General features: G+C 38.5%; 9 protein-coding genes. 5 read left to right on the top strand and 4 right to left on the bottom strand.

Annotated elements, in window-relative coordinates; all coding sequences use genetic code 11:
* Positions 1–2 precede the first annotated feature (2 nt).
* A complete protein-coding gene (locus PASHI_RS21595; protein ID WP_062567011.1) occupies positions 3–1,718 on the bottom strand; it encodes a tetratricopeptide repeat-containing sulfotransferase family protein in 1,716 nt (571 codons plus the stop codon).
* Positions 1,719–1,786: 68 nt separating this feature from the next.
* On the opposite strand from PASHI_RS21595, the gene PASHI_RS21590 reads away from it, so the two are divergent.
* The 3 genes from PASHI_RS21590 to PASHI_RS21580 all read left to right on the top strand — a co-directional run bounded on the left by PASHI_RS21590 (position 1,787) and on the right by PASHI_RS21580 (position 8,971).
* The gene (locus PASHI_RS21590) at positions 1,787–4,135 is read left to right on the top strand and encodes a DNA polymerase II (RefSeq protein WP_062567010.1); all 2,349 of its coding nucleotides are present in this window, start codon (positions 1,787–1,789) and stop codon (positions 4,133–4,135) included.
* Between the two features lie 255 nt (positions 4,136–4,390).
* Positions 4,391–7,249 (top strand): TonB-dependent receptor domain-containing protein, encoded by a 2,859-nt coding sequence (locus PASHI_RS21585; protein WP_058583752.1) that lies wholly within the window; start codon positions 4,391–4,393, stop codon positions 7,247–7,249.
* Positions 7,250–7,324: 75 nt separating this feature from the next.
* Complete coding sequence (locus PASHI_RS21580) at positions 7,325–8,971, top strand: tetratricopeptide repeat-containing sulfotransferase family protein (RefSeq protein WP_062567009.1); 1,647 nt, start codon at positions 7,325–7,327, stop codon at positions 8,969–8,971.
* A 40-nt stretch (positions 8,972–9,011) separates the two neighbouring features.
* Here the strand turns inward: PASHI_RS21580 and PASHI_RS21575 are convergent, their stop codons facing one another.
* The 3 genes from PASHI_RS21575 to PASHI_RS21565 all read right to left on the bottom strand — a co-directional run bounded on the left by PASHI_RS21575 (position 9,012) and on the right by PASHI_RS21565 (position 13,240).
* A complete protein-coding gene (locus PASHI_RS21575) occupies positions 9,012–10,802 on the bottom strand; it encodes a 2OG-Fe(II) oxygenase family protein (RefSeq protein WP_156426514.1) in 1,791 nt (596 codons plus the stop codon).
* A 53-nt stretch (positions 10,803–10,855) separates the two neighbouring features.
* Positions 10,856–12,001: a DUF547 domain-containing protein gene (locus tag PASHI_RS21570; protein ID WP_062567007.1), complete on the bottom strand. Its 1,146-nt coding sequence runs from the start codon at positions 11,999–12,001 to the stop codon at positions 10,856–10,858.
* 63 nt (positions 12,002–12,064) lie between these two features.
* Positions 12,065–13,240, bottom strand: coding sequence for a DUF547 domain-containing protein (locus tag PASHI_RS21565; RefSeq protein ID WP_062567006.1), 1,176 nt, complete (start codon positions 13,238–13,240; stop codon positions 12,065–12,067).
* Positions 13,241–13,880: 640 nt separating this feature from the next.
* Between PASHI_RS21565 and PASHI_RS21560 the strand changes: the two genes are divergently transcribed.
* Both PASHI_RS21560 and PASHI_RS21555 read left to right on the top strand, forming a co-directional pair.
* Positions 13,881–16,544, top strand: coding sequence for a TonB-dependent receptor (locus PASHI_RS21560; protein ID WP_062567005.1), 2,664 nt, complete (start codon positions 13,881–13,883; stop codon positions 16,542–16,544).
* Positions 16,545–16,659: 115 nt separating this feature from the next.
* The gene (locus tag PASHI_RS21555) at positions 16,660–18,600 is read left to right on the top strand and encodes a S9 family peptidase (RefSeq protein WP_062567004.1); all 1,941 of its coding nucleotides are present in this window, start codon (positions 16,660–16,662) and stop codon (positions 18,598–18,600) included.
* Positions 18,601–18,864 lie beyond the last annotated feature (264 nt).

The following is an 18,864-nucleotide window of genomic DNA, read 5'->3' as shown; positions in this document are numbered from 1 at the left end:
TATTATTTTATTAGCTTCAATAGCGGCTCTAAGTGAACTTTATAATTTGTCCATTGCGTTAAAGCATCTTTGTAAATCGGTTGTCTTACTTGCTCTGAGCTTGGTGTCATTATCGGACGCTGATGATTATAAAAGCTCATGCAGCTTTCATGCATTTCTAAACTACAATAATCAAGCAACTCAGAAACTGTATTGGAAAAATCATTAACAAGGTTTTGATAGTCAACGTTGAAGATTTCATCTGGATAAAGAGCGTGCCAGTGCGACATTAAATCTGCGTAATCATTTATATATTGTGCAAGCGATTTGAAATCGTAGCTATAGGCGTGGCCCTCAGAAAAAGAATGCTTGTATAAACTCCATGCTGTTGCGGCTTTATCTCTTGTTACTTCGAGAATTTTAGCGTTTGGAAATAGAGTTTTTATTAATGCGATATGATGAAAATTTGCGGGTTGTTTGTCGATAAAGACCTTATTTTTTCCGCGTAGTGGAGCAATAAAATTTAAATACCTTGCGGCATAATGAGTCTTATCTTGTTCTGAAAGTTTATCAAGGCCATAAGGTACATCTGAGAGTTTTTTACTCTCAAGCTCTCGCGCAATTGCGTTAATTTCTGTTAATTCATAACTTGCATCAACATCAGGGTGGCTTGCTAAAATTTGCTCAACTAAGGTAGAGCCACTGCGGGGTAAGCTGACGATAAAAATCAGCTGTAACGACTCATCAAATGCATTATGAGCCATTGGCTTTTGAGTTAAATGTTGCGTGCAACGAGAAGTGAAATTACTCGGCTTATAGGGAGTTAGTGACTTTTGAATACTGTTCGCTTTTTCTAACATCGCAAATGATAAGCTGAAGTTACCTTGTTGTTCATATGCCTTTGCGAGCGCAAAATAGAATTGAGCACTATTAAGGTTTGGCTTAGCAGCTTGCGTGAGCTGTTCTAGAAAGTCTACATCCTTACTGTCAAAAATGTATGTCTTTAAGTTTGCTAAATTCCAGTAAGCCTCACCAAGTCTTTTATCTATTTGCAGTGCTTGTTTGTAGTGATCAATTGCAAGCCCTGTATTTCCTTTTATTTTTTCAATGTTGCCAAGGCGAAGGTGGCATTGGGCTGCGTAATAGTTTGCATCAAGTAACTTGTTATAGATGGTTGTAGCTTCATCAAATTGCATTAATTTTACATGAGCGATCGCTAATAGGCTCTCAATGTATAATGTCGGTGAAGATATCGAAGAGTGGTAAAAAGAGATTAACTCATCAAATTGCTTGGTATTGAGTAGGGCTTTACAGTAGCTTTCTTTAACAGTTTGTTTTTGCGAGTTGTTCTCAAGGTTATGTTTTGATATTGCAAAGTAAGCTTTGCTATCACCCACTTTAAATGCGATCTCAGCCAGCGTTTCGAGTGCTCTATATTCATTTGGTACTAATTTTAATAATTGCTGAATGGTTTGCTGCGCTTGCAGAGGGTTTTGATTGGTTAATTGTTGTTTAGCCGTGTCTAATTGTTTATTAAACCAATGAATCATTTCATATTGTTTGAGTGCACTTTGCTGTTGTTCATGCTCTTGCAGTAGTTTGTGAATATTAGCAAGTAAAGCCCAGCCATCGTGATATTCTGGATTTTCATTGAGTACCTCTAACAACATAACTTTAGCTTTATGTGGTTCTGTAGCAACGAGTGTCTTTGCGTTATTAATCGCATCAATTGGGCTCATAATTGGCTCTTATAATTTTATGTAGTTAGGGTGTACTATACCCCTTCCGTAATAGATATTTGAAGTAAATGGTTACAGATACAGGTTTTATCCTTTCTAAAGAAGCGTTTGATAGCTCATCAGGGGTTAGTTTTGTGTTTTGGCTCTGGTGTGAAAACGGCCCTTTAAAAGTACAGGTTGAGCACCAAGAGGTGGTATTTTTCATTCCTGAAAACCAAGTAACTGCTGCAAAGCGACTATTACAAAATCAAAACATTCATGCTCGTTTTGCTGATGCCAAACTAAAAAACTTCCAAAATCAGTCGGTGATATGCTGTTATTTTAAATCGTTAAAAGATTACTACAGCGCCATTAAGGTTTTAAAAAGTTCACAACTAGTTACTTTTGAAGATGATGTTAGGCCAATTGACAGATTTTTGATGGAGCGTTTCATTAAAGGCTCAGTATGGGTAAAAGGTGAAATACAAATACGAAGCGGTTTTCGACTGTTAAAGAACGCTAAATTAAAACCAAACAATGAATTTAGACCTTTTTTCAAACATGTTTCTATTGATATTGAGTGTAATGGCGAAGGCGTACTATTTTCTATTGGCTTAGTCGGAAAAGGCATTGATAAAGTCTTAATGATAGGGCGCCCAGAGCCAACGGCTCATCTAGATTATCAAATCAATTGGTGTGAAGATGAAATAGATCTTCTTACTCAGTTTGAAAATGAAATTCAGCGAATTGATCCTGATGTACTGATTGGTTGGAATGTTATTGAATTTGACTTCAGTGTGCTTCACGCAAGAGCTGAGGCGTTAGGTATATCTCTAAAGCTTGGTCGCAACAAAGAAATAATGCGCGTGCGCTCGGGAAACATTACTCGCATAACAATGCCTGGTCGCGTAGTTATTGATGGTATTGATACCTTAAAAAATGCCACTTATCACTACGACAGTTTCAGTCTTGCCAATGTAGCGAGTATCGAACTTGGTGAAGAGAAGCTGATCAGCACAGATAATCGTCTTGAAGAAATTATTCGCCAGTTTAATGAAGACAAACTGTCTCTTGCTAATTACAACAGGCAAGACTGTATTTTAGTTCTGCGGATTTTTGAGAAATTAAAATTACTCGATTTTGCAGTTGTAAGAAGCCAACTCACCGGACTTGAATTAGAACGAATGGGCGGCTCAGTTGCGGCTTTCACTAACCTTTATCTGCCGCTACTGCATAGAAGTGGCTATGTAGCCCCTAATTTAGGCGATCATGGGTTAAGTTTTGACAGCCCAGGTGGTTATGTTATGTCATCGCAGCCGGGCCTATATAAGAATATCTTGGTGCTTGATTACAAAAGCCTCTATCCATCAATAATGCGTACATTTTGTATAGACCCTCTGGGACTAATTGAAGGGTTAAAAAAGCCAGATGACGCAATCGAAGGCTTTAACCAAGCACAGTTTTCACGTACTGAGCACCATCTACCTGAGCTTATTCGTGAACTTGCAGCAACAAGGCAAATGGCCAAAGATAAAAACCAACCTATGCTCTCGCAGGCAATTAAAATCATCATGAATAGCTTATATGGTGTACTTGGCTCTAAAGGTTGTCGCTTTTATGACCCGAGATTGTCGAGTTCAATTACTTTGCGTGGCCATGAGATAATGCAAACAACTAAGCAATGGATAGAGGAGTGGGGCTACAACGTCATTTATGGTGATACAGATTCGACCTTTGTTAAGCTTGATGATGATCTAAATTCACTAAACTGTAATGAAATCGGTACGAAACTGGCGGAGAAAATTAACAAACGCTGGCAGCAGGTTTTGCAGAAAGACTATAAAATAGACAGCTTTTTAGAAATTGAGTACGAAACTCACTATAGCCCATTTTTTATGCCCACTATTAGAGGCAAAACAATGGGTTCAAAAAAGCGTTATGTAGGAAAAGTCGAAAAAAATGGTGCTTCAAAATTAGTTTTTAAAGGTATGGAAACCGTAAGGAGTGATTGGACAGAACTTGCTCATGAGTTTCAAACAGAATTATTTGAGATATTATTTGCTGAAAATTATAGCCAAGAATTAATTTTTCAAGCCTTTGATAGGTATGTTAAAAAACTATATGCAGGTGAGTTTGACGCTAAGTTAATCTATCGCAAACGCCTGGGTCAGCATTTAACTGATTACCAAAAAAACATCCCTCCCCACGTTAAAGCAGCGAAACAGTACTTAGCTGACAATCCTCATCTTGGATTTCAGCGTGGACAAATAATTAAATATGTTTACACCGCTAACGGCGCTGAGTACTACACAGGTCACCATAATTACGATTATGGCATTTATGTTAACAAACAATTGTTGCCAATAGCTGAAATGATTGTTGTTGATTTAGGTACTAAAGTTTCGTCACTAAGTGACCGTCAGATACAGCTTTTTTAGAAAAATTAACATTTTTTTGACTCTTTGTTGCGATGAATGATCGGTAAGCTCAGTTTAAACGCTTATTTGTGTGTTTTTTGTCCACAAAACAAGAAAAAGTAAACTTTTTGCTGCTTCATTAAAAAATTGTAAATAAAGGGCTGGATATTTTGTTTTATTTGTTTATTATTTGTTTGTCGCAGTCCTGATGCGATACAAATAATAAACAAGCTTATGCTAAATATAGCCACAATATAGTGGTCCAGGGAGAATCAAATGTTAAATAATAAAGTTTCAAAAGCAGTTCGCTTAGCGCTTGCTTTTGGTACAGCTTCAACAGCTGCGTTTTCTGTAAACTCTTATGCTGCTGAAGAAGAAGCAGTAGAAAAAGTTGAACGTATTGAAGTTACAGGTTCACGTATCAAACGTACTGATATCGAAACTGCAAGCCCAGTACAAGTTACAACAGCTGAAGAAATCGAAGTAGCTGGTTTCACTCGTGTTGAAGACATGATGAACAGCTTGCCTCAACTAGAAGCTTCAAGCACTGCATTCCAATCAAATGGTGCTTCTGGTACTGCTACTCTTGATTTACGTGGTATGGGTTCACAGCGTACTCTAGTACTTATCAACGGTCGTCGTATGCAAGCTGGTGGTATCTACAGCCAGTCTGCTGATATTAACCAAATTCCAGCTGCACTTATCAAACGCGTTGACGTTATGACAGGTGGTGGTTCATCAACTTACGGTGCTGACGCGGTAGCGGGTGTTGTAAACTTCGTGATGGACGATCAGTTCGAAGGTTTCGAAGTAAACCTTGGTTCAACAGCTTATCAACACGATAACGACAACGAGTACATCCAAGGTTTAATGGATGACCGTGATTTTGATTACCCTGATGGAAGCTCAGGCTTTGACGGTTCATCGTTTGATTTCTCTGCTACTTTAGGTGGTTCATTCGATAGCGGTAAAGGTCATGCTGTAGGTTATTTCACTTACAACAAACAAAACGAATTACGCCAAGGCGCACGTGATTACTCTTCATGTGCTCTTAATGCTGCAGGTACAGCGTGTGGTGGTTCTGGTAACGCGGTAGTTCCTAACTTCTATATCTCAGGTGTAACTGACACAGGCGCATTTGATTGGGATGATTACGATTACTGGACACTTGGTTCTGATAGCAGCTTCATTCCTTCAAGCGGTAACGTTTATAACTACGCACCAGTAAACCACTTTATGCGTCCGGATGAGCGCCACACAATGGGCTTATTCGCTAACTATGAAGTAAACGATAACTTCCACCCATTCATTGAAGCTATGTTCATGCGTGACCGTACTTCTGCACAAATCGCAGAATCGGGAACGTTCTTTAATGAAAACTACGTAATCGATTACGATAGCCCTCTTCTTACAGATGCACAGCGTCAAAACCTAACTGACCGTTTCGGTTTAACTTCTGGTGACCAATTTGCTACTTACATTGGTAAGCGTAACGTTGAAGGTGGCCCACGTGTTAACCAACTTGAGCACAGCTCATTCCGCTTAGTACTAGGTAGTAAAGGTGAAATCAGTGACCTTTGGTCATATGAAGCGTTCATGCAATATGGTTCAACTTCTTCATCTTCTGCATACGAAAATGACTTCTTCGGTCCACGTATCAGTACTGCGCTTTCTGCAAATGGTGAAGACTGTGCCGCAACTGATGGCTGTATCCCTTACGAAGTATTCACATACCAAGGTGTTTCTGCTGAATCAGCTGGCGCATTAACTGGTACTGCGATTCTTAACGGTGTTACTGAACAGTTCATCGTAAGTGGCTTCGTAACAGGTGAATTTGAATTTGGTCTTCCTTCTTCAGATTACCCACTTGCTGCAGTATTCGGTGCTGAGTACCGTGAAGAAACATTTGGCCGTACAGCGGATGAAGTTTACGCACAAGGTCTATTACTTGGTCAAGGTGGTCCTACTAAGAGCCTTAACGGTGAGTACGATGTAACTGAATTCTTCGGTGAGTTAAGTATTCCTATCGTTGAAGGTATCACTGGTGTTGAAAGTCTATTAATTGACTTAGGTTATCGTTGGTCTGATTACAGTACTTCAGGTTCAGAGCCTACTTATAAAGTAGCAATGAACTGGGACGTAACTGAGAACTGGAAAATCCGTTCAAGTTACAACCGTGCTGTACGTTCTGCAAACAACGGTGAGCTATTCGCTCAACAAAGCCAAGGTTTATGGGCAGGTGTAGATCCATGTGCGACTGCAACTCCAGAACTTAGCCAAGCAGCTTGTGCTAACACAGGTATTACAGCGTCTCAATACGGTAACGTAGGTAAGAGCCCTGCAGATCAGTATAACGGTTTCTTCGGTGGTAACCCTGATCTAAGCCCTGAAATCGCAGATACAATCACTCTAGGTGTTGTTGGTAACCCATTTGAGAGCTTTAACTTCTCAATCGATTACTGGGATATCGACCTTGAAGATGCAATCGGTGCAATTGACCCAGAGTTAATCGTTCGTCAGTGTGGTCTAACAGGCGATGCTCAATTCTGTGATAAGATTGAACGTACTCCTGGTAGCGGCAGCTTATGGATTGGTTCTGGTCAAGTTGTAGCAACAAACACTAACTTAGGTAACATTCATTTTGAAGGTGTTGATTTAAGTGCTAACTATGACATGGAAATCGGCGGTGGTACACTTTCTACAAGCCTAATCGGTACTTACATGATGACTAAAGAATATGAAGATATTCCAGGTGTAAGTGAACCGTATGACTGTGTTGATACACTAGACAATGGCTGTTTCCCACAACCAGAATGGCGTCATGTTCTAACTGCAAGCTACGACACAGGTAGCTGGTGGAAAGCTACTGCTAAATGGCGTTACTTCAGTGCAGTTAATGACTACACAGGTTCTGACACTTTAGTTCAAGACGGCATTGGTTCACAAAGCTACCTTGACCTTAAAGGTTCATTCACTATCAATGATTACACTCGCGTACTTGTTGGTGTGAACAACGTATTAGATAAAGAGCCACCACTAGTAGGCGGTACATTATCTACAAATGGTAACGCAGTTGCTGGTTACTACGACACTCTAGGTCGTTACTTCCACGCAAGCGTTTCATTAAAATTCTAATTTGAATTAATTAATGTATGATAAAGCGAGCTTCGGCTCGCTTTTTTTATGGGGAAGCTTTTATATGGGGAAACAATGACATCAGAACAACACGCGTTTACCCAAGCTGTTGCTTTACTTCAGCAAGGTAAAGTTAGCCAGGGGATAGAATTATTAAAACCGTTAACACATAACAATGAGTTTGCTGAAAAAGCGTTACAGATCCTTTTCAAAGTAGCTATGCGGCAACAAGATACTGAAACAGCCATTGCCTATTGCCAAAAACTGGTATCGATAGCTCCAAAAAAGTTTGATTATGTACTGACCTTAGTACAATTAAGTATAAGTTGTGGTGAGTTCAAAATTGCAAAAAGCGCGCTATTACCTTTATATGAGACAAATCCGCAGCAAGCTGATATTTGCTTTCAGCTAGGAAAAATAGAAGGAAAGCTTGATAACTACGATTCAGCGATGCGCTTCTTTGAACAAGCTCTAACATTATCTGAGCAGTTTAAAGCACCCGCTTTAATAGAAATTGCTTTTATGCATAATGAGCAATTACATCAACCCGATGATGCCGTACGTTACTTACAACAAGCGATTAGTCATGATGCAAATAATCTTCAAGCTCACTTTTCATTGGCAAATATTTACGAACAGCTTGGTGATAAAGAGAAAGCGAAAAAAGGCTTTCAACAGGTTTTAAAAATAGATGCATTTAATGCGATGGCTCAAGCAAGATTGGCCGATATTGAAACCTTCACTGAGCGCGATGCAATTGACTATGAACAAGCAAGCTTAGCCATTTTAAAGCGAGAGTCAGATGACATAGCATGTGCTGATATTTATTATGCACTTGGTAAAGTATTTAATGATTGTAAAAACTATCAGAAAGCTTGGCATTATTATGTAAAAGCTAATCATTACAATAAAAAGTATTTACCAGCCTATGATCGGCAATCTGCTGAGAAGATTACTGACTACACCTTAGCTCGTAATATTGCTCTGCAAGAAGCGAATAGTTCAATAACACCCATTATAATTTGTGGTATGTTTCGTTCTGGCTCAACACTAATTGAACAAATCATCAGCTCTAACGAGCAAATATCGGCAGGTGGTGAAATTGCCTATTTACATTCATCGTTATTCAATTTGATTGGCGATGAAAAGACACTTGTTAATAAGGCTAAAGAGCCTGAATTTATTGATGGTTATAAAGAACAATTAACTTTAAGAGCTGAAGGTGCGCTTTATGTAACAGATAAACGCCCTGAAAATTACCTTTACTTAGACATTATCAAGCAGCTCTATCCAAAAGCTAAGATTATATGGACAGAGCGAGATATTAAAGACAATAGCTTGTCAGCTTTTTTCCAGCATTTGGGTCCGAGCTTAAACTATGCTGTATCCCTAGGTGATACTCTACATCACTATGAGCAGCAGCAACGTATTAAGTCACATTGGCAGTCGTGTTTCAGTAATGATATTTTTACTCTGAATTACGATCAGCTCGTTTGCTCACCCGAGCAGATTTTAGAACAACTGTTTCGCTTTCTAGGGCTTGAATATACTGATGAAGCCCAGCGATTTCACAATAAATCTGGCACTGTAAGTACAGCGAGTGTATGGCAGGTTAGAAAGCCACTTTATAAGTCATCCTCAGGACGATTTGCAAATTACCTTGAACACATACAGGCCGATGAAAAATCCTACCAAGATGCCAAAGCGCTGTTAAATAAGTAATTGGTAATAAAAAAGACCATCATTTAGATGGTCTTTTTTATTATTTTAAGGGCATGATATCACACGGAATAGTTAGCCGAGGGCTAGTACTTTTTAGTTGGTATGTACCATGCCAAATATAGCTTGGAAATATAATAATTTGACCTTCCTCAGGGCATATTTCACGAGCTATAGACTCACGCTCACCTAAGTTAAGACTGGTTTCTCCTAGCTTAAGCCAGCCATTTTTAGTTTCATCATCTTTACTCATCTCATTAGGAATAGAAATATAGCTCGGCGCTGATAACCAACCTTGAGGGTGGATATGATTAGCATGAAAACCGCCTTCTTCTAGTTTCACCGACCAACTACCTCTGGCAACAAAGCGTTTATGATTACGCGCTAATAGAGGGTGGTTAGCATCCTCTGGTAGCTGCATCAGGTATTGATTAATGCATTCATTCATAGATGACTTAAATAAATCAATAAGTTGGTTTGAACGGTGTAACAAGTGACCTTGTGTTTGGCTGCCACTGCGCACACTTTGATCTAATGGTTGTAGTTTATTTGTGTGAAGGCTGATCATTAGCTCCTGCAACTGCTCATTAAAATCAGCAAAGGTCTTAAAGCCAGGCGGAGCAGGTAGCTCCATCACTTTAACGAATTTATCTAGGTCAGTTAACCAGTGATATTTATCATTATTTGATAGTCGCCAAGCAATACTTAAATATGCCCAAAGCTCTTGGTTGTGAGGATTAAATTTTACTGCGGTTTCTAAATGAGAGATCGCTGAGCTGTAATCGCCTTGTTGTATGTAAAAGTTTGCTAAATCAATACAGTAACGAGCATTTTGTGGGGCTGCTTTAACGAGTTGCTGAAGGAGTGAAAATGCTTTTTCTTCGTCACCTGTTCTATCTAGAATTATACTGTGTGCATGATGTAAATCTAAATTTTGTGGATGGTTTCGTGTTGCATCACTGCTTACTAATAATGCTTCTTCCAGCTTATCTAGTTGCAGTAGTTGGCCAATTTGAGAGTGGATCAGAACAGGGTTTGCATCATAATTTTTGAAAGTTTGAGCATATGAACTCATTAATTGGCTCTGCGAGTGCTCCCAGTAGAGCTTGTTAAGGCTTTCATGCGCTGGTACATAGTTAGGAGCAAGTTCTAAGCATGCCTTAAGGTGAGCTTGTGCTTGTTCATATTGCTGTAAATCATAGTATGTACAACCAACTATGTAGTGCAACTCGGCACTTGGTTGCTGTTTTAAAAGCATTTGCAAAAGCGCTAAGGCCTCGGCAAATTGACCTAAATTTCGATAATTACAAGCATGTTTATAAACGAAATGAAATTGCCCCTTTAATTGAGCTGGCAATTTTGTTTGAAAATACTCTTCGATACGTTGTAAGTCACCAAAGCGCTCGAAAAGTTCTAAAGTGAGCCAATGGTAACGAACGAATGTGTTCTGCGAGGGCGATGTTTTGCTCAATAAATGTTCGGCTTTTAATAATTCATCTTGATAAATTAGGCTTTCAATGTAATTAAGTCGTGGCTTTTCGAGTGATAAAGAAGCTGTGTTGTATTCACAAAACTGAATACACTCTGCATACTTTTTTTGTTTACAAAGTAGATTTGTGTAGTTGTCTAAAAGGCCAACATGATTGCTAAATTGGCTAAGGCCTTGTAGATAACACTGCTCTGCTTCAATAGTTTTGTTTACAGCTGATAAACATAAGCTATTTAATGTATACCAATCAGCGGTTTTATTTGTATGTAAAGAAAGGAGTTGTAATGCCTGCACATATTGTTGTTGATTGAATGCGTGCAAAGCTCTTTGCAATGAATTATTCACTCGTACACCCTGTTTTTGCTTTATGTTAACAGGGCGTACAGTAAAGTAAAATATTACTCTTGATTTACATCAAGGTCTTTGATTTCTACAGTACCTTTAATGCGTTCTCTTTGTTTATAAAGCTTGCGAATTTTCTTCCAAACTTGTGGTGGGTATCGACCAAATTGAGCTAGCCGCTTCGTTAAGGGATCGGTGATATAGCTTCCGTCAGCTGCACGATATCCATATGTCATTCCTCCTATCCCCTCTAGCGCGGCCCTGTTAATAGCAGAAGAGGCGCCATAGGCTCTATGCGTGCGATATAAATCCACGATATGCCAATCATCTATTGTAAGCTTAAACCCTTTAGAAGACTCTACAGCATCTTTTAAAGAGCCATTAGTATAGTGTTCAATATGAGACTTTAAATCTTGCTCAAAGTCGTCAAACAAGGCTTCTGTTTGCTGGTAATAGACGGATAGGTAAAGTCTATTTTTCCCTTTAATTTGCATACCTCGGTTAGAATTAACAAATTCCTCACCATTGTCTGCTAGTTGGTAATACACTTTGCTTCCTACATAGGCCTCTGGGCGAAGATTTGGGCTGCCTATATTTCCTTGGTGAAATCCATACATAACAATCGGTTTATTTTTACCAAACTTTTTAAAGACAATGTTGTGTTGTATGTCATTTAAAGACAGGCTATGTCCCATAACAGTGATAAACTCCTCATCAAGTAATGAATTATCACCAAATAATAAATCTTCAGTACTAAAGATAGGGTAGTGCTCAATGAGTTTCTCTAATAATGCTGTGGTATATAAATTTAGCCAATAAGCCAGTTGCTCAGATAAAACGAGCTCATTAAGTGGGATTTGTTCAGGAACTTGTTCAAGGCTCAGACGTATTTTTTTAAAACCAGTTTTCAGGTTTGCCTTTACAACTTCTTCATAATAAAAACGATTTGCTTCTAAAGCTGTATCGTTATTTTTATGTGCTCGGGTGCGTGTACCAATGCCTGATTGGCCTTTTCGAAAACCTCGGTCTGAGCGGCCTAAGTCAATAACTGTGATTTTAAGTAACTGATCTAAATCACCATAAGATATTGTTAAATCACTATCTAAGCCGAAATCGGCAAATTCTTCAGGTAAAGTGTCTAGTTTTGCTGACGAGTGTGCAGTAAAGAAAATTGCGGTTATTAATAAGAGTGGTTTAAGCATAGCGAACTCCCTGTTCATAAAAAAGCCACCCGTCACATTCTTTTGACGAGTGGCCCTCTTATTTTAATTGTTTGAATCAAGATCTTTAATCTCAACAGAGCCACTGTTGTCTTGGCGCTTTAAGTTAAGTTTTTTGATTTTCTCTAACATTTCAGGAGAAAAACGACCAAAATCCATGGTGCGCATCATAATTGAATCTGTAATATGACTCACATTAACCGCCCCAATACCCGCGCCACTACCTTCAGGGCCCATTGGTACAGCTGAGTTGCTTACTACAGCATTAAGCATTGCTGCAGGGTTAGTTGATGCCGATCCGCCATAGTCACGGTCGGTACCATACAAATCAGTAATACTCCAATCTTCGATATCAACTTTGAAGCGTTTGGCGTATTTAACATCGCTTTTCATTTGACCTTCAGCGTAGTCTTCTAAGTGCTCACGTAAGTCACTTTCGAAATCTGAAAATAAAGACTCGGCTTGCTCATAATATTTAGATACATAAAGGCGATTTTTACGCTTAATTTGCATGCCTCTATTTGAGTTTACAAATTCCTCGCCATTTTCAACAAGTTGATGGTAAACCTTGCTACCTTTATATGCTTCATCTCGAAGGTTTGGGCTGCCAATGTTACCTTGATAAAAGCCATACATAACTATCGGCTTTTTTTTACCAAATTTTTCAAAAACAATTTTATGTTGAATATCATTGAGTGAAAGTTTGTAACCGGCAACGGTTAAAAACTCATCTTCTAAAATCGAATCATCACCAAATAGAAGGTCTTCTGTGTCGCGAATAGGGTAGTGTTCAATTAATTTTTCGACCATGGCTGTATTATATAGGTTAAGCCAGTAAGCTAACTGCTCGTCTAGGCTTAAATCATTCAGCGACACTTCGCTAGGTACCTTCTCCAAGCTAACTCTAATCTTGTGAAAGCCATCCTTTATCTCAGACTTAGTAACACCTTCGAAGAAAAAACGATTGGCTTCAAGCGCAGTATCGTTGTTTCTGTGCGATTTCATGCGGGTGCCAATGGAGGATTGAGATTTGCGAGAGCTTCGGTCTGACATCCCCATGTCGATAACAGTCATTTCAAGTAAGTTATCAAGGTCCTCATACGAAATTTTAATATCTCGATTAAGGCTAAAGTCTGAAAATTCTTCTGGTAGTTCATTTATTTTTGCATACGAAGAAAGTGAGCAAAACGTAAATGCAATTAGTAATAATTGTTTAAACATGATTTTTCCTTGTTGTTTTAACAATCTTACTATCAGTGATTGTTACAGTTTTTTCAAGTTTATATGTACCGAATTCGTTCTAGTTTTACTTGTTTATCTTCAGAAAATATAAGGGGTTAAATGTTTTTCTACACTTTTCGTTAGTTATTGCTAGTTAATAGAATGTTCATTCTATTAACTTTTGCATCATTTTGTCCTTTTTCTACATGTATCAATCATTTTGACCATGTTTATTGTGGTTTCATCTTAATTGTAAGGTCTTAAAATTTTATTTTTTTATTTTTAAAGATAAAAAATGCCATTTATCAGCACTGGATTTTGTTGTGTAAATTGCAATTATTGGCGGGTTTTGCTTTAGTACCCATATTAATACTAAAAAATTAAATTCTTTTTGATCTTTGTAACCTGTTGTAAATGTTGCTGTGTCTATTGTATTTAAAGGGGTTTGAAGGTGTTAATTATGTTTTATTATTTTGGTTAGTGTTTTATTTATTGTTAAAAATTGAACTTTTGAGTTAGCGAAGTGTTGACCTTTAAGAGTGGCGAGTATTATTATCAAAGCTCAAAATTACTGCCTAATATGCATTTTTTTTGAATAACTATAAATATTCCATGAATAACATGGTCCAGGGAGAATCAAATGTTAAATAATAAAGTTTCAAAAGCTGTTCGCTTAGCGATCGCTTTTGGCGCAGCTTCTACAGCTGCATTTTCTGCAAGCACATTTGCTGCAGATGAAGAAAACGCAGAAAAAGTTGAGCGTATCCAAGTTACTGGTTCACGTATCAAGCAGGTAGATCTTGAGAACAGCTCTCCAGTTACCGTTTTATCAGCGGCAGAAATCAGCCTTTCAGGTGAGCCTACAGTTGCTGACGTTTTAAATAACCTTGCTTCTAACTCTTTCGGTTCTTGGAAAGGTGTATCTGGTTACGGTGCTGGTGGTGCAGCTTCTTCTAACATTAACTTACGTGGCCTTGGCTCTGACGCGACACTTGTATTATTAGATGGTCGTCGTATGCCTGGTACAAGTTCATCTTCTGGTTCATCGGCTGATACATCAATCATCCCAATGGCTGTTGTTGAGCGTGTTGAAATTCTTCGCGATGGCGCATCAGCTGTTTATGGTTCATCTGCAGTTGCTGGTGTAATCAATATCATCACTAAAAAAGACTTTGATGGCGTTAGCGTAAAATACGATTACGAAGTACCTAAAGTTGAAGGTGGCGAAAGCAAAACTTTCTCAATTACTTCAGGTTACACATCTGAAAAAGGTAACATCATCTTCACGTATGAAAACTCACGTGACAATGCAATCTTCGACAAAGAAATTTGGGCGATGGACGATCCAACTTACGGTGCGTACAGCGGTTATAGCCATGTTCCAAACTACCGAATCGGTGGTGCGGGTAGCTATATCTCTAACCCTGAGCTTTGTGACCAAACAGCTGACGTCGTAAATTCTATGGATGAGAACGGCGTTGGTGGTTGTTTATACAATTACGGTAACGTTACAAAATTCTACCCAGACGTAGAAAACAACTCATTCTTAACTAACTTTAACTATGAATTGACTGACAACATTCGCTTTGTTGGTCGTGCAATGGCAAGTTTCAACGAAACAAACTCTCGTTACGCAGGTACGCCAGTATCTACCGGTGCAGTTTGGATGGATGCTGACAACCAATATAACCCAGAAGATGAAGATATCCGTCTTTACATGCGTTCTGTGCCAATTGGTAACCGTGATACAAAAACAGAAGTTGTAACTACAGACATCGTATTAGGTCTTGAAGGCTTCACTGATATTGGTAATGGTTTTGATTGGGAAATCAACTATCAAAACAGCATCTCTAAAACAAATGTTTTTGGTAGCAACCTAGTTAATGACGTAATGTTACAAAGCGCAATTGACTCTGGTGAATATGATATTCTTAACACTACTGGCATGAGCTACGAAGAGTGGAATACTCAACTTACAGACTTATACCAATATGCAGCGCATACAGGTACTTATGAAGGTCGTTACGAAAGCCAACAAATTGATGGTTTAGTATCTACTACATTCGTTGATAACGGTGATTTCGTTATTGCTGGTGTTGTTGGTGCAGAATTTGAAGAAATTGATTTCACTCAAGTATCTGATCCTGAGTCTGCAAATGGTTTCATCTCAGGCGGTTCAGGCGGCGATGACGTATATGCAACTCGTGACCGTACTGCTGCATACATGGAAATTCAAGCAAGCTTACCTTACGAAATTGATGTAACTGTTGCTGGTCGTTATGAGAAATACGAACAGTCAGGTATGACTAACCTTGGTGAAAAGAGCACTACATTTGATAAGGTTGTTCCAAAAGTAGGTGTTACTTGGCGCCCAACTGACACATTATTAATCCGTGGTTCTTGGGGTGAGTCTTTCCGTGCTCCTAACATGGGCGAAATGTTCCAGTCTTATGCATTAAGCTTCCCAACTGTTCGTGATACAGCATGGTGTGATGCTAACCCTGGTCAATCATTAGAAGGTTATTGTTCTGACGCTGGTGAGCAAGTAGCGACATGGTTCGGTGGTAATGCAAACCTTACTGAAGAAACGGGTGACTCTACGACGCTTGGTTTCGTATGGGATATCGTTGATGGCTTAGCAGTAGAATTAACTTACTACGATATCAGCTACGAAAACCGTATCGATGACGTAAGCACAACTGAACTTCTACGTATTGAACAAGAAGAAGGTGGTTTAGGTTCTACACCAGATGCTATCGACCGTGCTAATGGTACTGGCCAAATTGATTACATCTACACAGGTTATATCAATAAAGCATCACTACAAACGTCTGGTTTCGATTTCTCAACTCGCTACAAGCATGAAACTAGCTTCGGTGACTTTGGCGTAATGCTAAACGTTTCAAAAGTTATGGAATTTGAAGAGAAAGCTGACAAAGATGCAGAACCGTTTGATTATGCTGGTCTTCAAGATTACCCAGATTGGAAAGCTGATTTAGGTGTTAGCTATTCTTATGAAGATTACAGTGCTTCTTGGACTATGTTCTACGTAGGCGCTCAAGAGTCAGGTAACGAAGAGTGGGGTGTTGATTACCTTGCTGACGTTCCTTCATACTTCAAGCATAATGCTCAGTTCACATACACTGCACCAACAAATACTAAAATTTCTGTAGGTGTTAACAACGTATTTGATAAGAAAGCACCTTCTTGGTATGACGGCTTCCGTGATTACCGTGATTCAAGCTGGTCATTATACGATCAAACAGGTCGTTCAATGTACCTTCGTTTAGAACAAAAATTCTAAGCTAAAATAATTAGTATAAGCTCTTAAAACCCTGCTGTAGCAGGGTTTTTTTATGTAAAGTACTAAGTTATAAATAACCCAAACATTTATCGTCATAATTAAAGGGAATATTAAAATGAAAATAATATGGTTTTTACTTTTGAGTAGTTTGCTCAGTTTATCTATGAGTGTCGGCTCCAAAACGCAAGACATCCCAATTGAGGACTTCTTTAAAACACCTAAATTTTCTAATTTGCAACTTTCTCCAAATGGTAAGTATCTTGCGGTTTTATCGCCAATTAACGAGCGTAGAAATATTGTTGTAATGGAAGTTGATGGCTTTAAAAATGCGAGGCCAATAACAAAGTTTGATGAGCAAGATATCAATAGTTTCTCTTGGGCGAATAATGATGACATTATTTTTACACTAGACAGTAATGGTAATGAAGCATTCAGTATTTATACAATTGATGCCCATAAGAAACGTGCGAAGGTCGTGCAGTTAGTCGGATCAAAAGTTGGCGCATCAGGTATCCGCTCTGCATCAGTTGTGCATTTATTACCAGATGATCCGAAGCATATTCTGGTGCAATATAACGGCCGAAACATTGTTGCTCCAGATTTATATAAACTGCCAATCGACAGCCGTTGGGATCGTAAACACGAACGTAATTACAAGATGGACTTACTTGCAAAGAACCCTGGTAACGTTCAGGGGTGGATGCTTGATCATGATGGTGAGGTACGTGGCGCTTTAACGATTGAAGGTTTAAAAGGTACTTTACTATATAAAGGAAAAGGCGAAGAAAAATTCAGAGTATTACGAGAGTACAATGCCGAAGAAGCAAATATTGAACCATTGGCATTTGATTTCGATAATAAAAGGTTGTTCGTCGCTTCTGATTTAGGTCGTGATACCAAAGCTGTTTTTTATTTCGATCCAGAAACGAATAAGTTAGGCGAACAAATTTTTGCCCATGATAACGTTGATGTTACATCGCTTAGCTTTTCGAGAAAGCGTAAAAAGCTTACTTCAATTAGTTTTTATGACAAATACCCTGAAGAAGTATACTTCGATGAACAGACTGCAAAAATGATGACCTCATTAAAGCAGACATTTCCCGATAAAGTTGTGACAATTACCAGTCGCTCTGATGATGAAGTGCTCAATATTGTCTATGCAGCGAGTGACACTGATCCCGGCCAATATTATTTATTCAATAAAAATGACAATAGCTTAAAAGCATTATTAAGCCCAATGTCATGGATAGATCCTAAAGCGATGTCGCCGATGCAGCCTATCGAATTCAAAAGTAGAGATGGTTTAACATTAAATGGTTATATCACAATTCCTAAAAACTCGTCGGGTAAACAGCTACCTCTTATCGTAAATCCACATGGTGGTCCCTTTGGAATTCGAGATTATTGGGGATTCAATCCTGAAGCCCAGTTTTTTGCAAGTAGAGGCTATGCCACAGTCCAAGTTAACTTTAGGGGGTCTGGCGGTTATGGTCGCAAATTCCAGCAAGCGGGCTATGGTGGTAAATGGGGCGCTGAAATGCAAAATGATATTACAGATACCGTTAAATATTTGGTTTCAGAAGGTATCGCAGATGCGAATAAGGTCTGTATTTATGGCGCGAGTTACGGTGGCTATGCCACAGTAGCAGGCCTTGCGTTTACACCTGAACTTTATAAATGCGGAATAGATTACGTTGGCGTAACAGATGTGTCTTTATTATTTGATACATTACCAAAGCATTGGGAGTCACAACGTGAAGTGCTTGAAATGCAGATTGGTGATCCATCTGATGAAGCCCTAATGAAACGAATGTCACCGTTGCAACATGTTGATAAAATTAAAGCGCCACTAATGATAGTGCAAGGTGCGAAAGACCCGCGCGTAGTTAAGCAACACGCAACTGATTTACGTGATGCACTGGCAAAAAAAGGAGTAATTTTGTCAGATGATGAATGGATAATGAAAGAAAATGAAGGTCATGGCTTTCAGAAGCAAGAAAATAAAGTTGAGCTTTACACAAAAATGGAAAATTTTTTGGCTAGATATTTGAAATAATAAATTATCAAAAAAATATAAAAAACCCAGAAATTAAGGCTCGAACCTTGTTCTGGGTTTTTTTATTGTTTCGAATATATAAACTAATGTGAAATATATGTAATCAAATTTTTCTTTAATCTTATATACACTTGAAACTTAAAATTTACATTGAAAAACAATGGTTAAAAAACTGTTGACCAAAAGTTGTCCCTAATATTAGTATTTAATTCCCTTATGGGGTACTAGTACCTTTTTAAGGGGTAAAATAAATTAATAAAGTCA

Origin of the sequence: Pseudoalteromonas shioyasakiensis, assembly GCF_001550135.1 — a bacterium.
Classification (GTDB): domain Bacteria; phylum Pseudomonadota; class Gammaproteobacteria; order Enterobacterales; family Alteromonadaceae; genus Pseudoalteromonas; species Pseudoalteromonas shioyasakiensis.
This window is presented reverse-complemented; position numbering and strand designations above follow the sequence as displayed.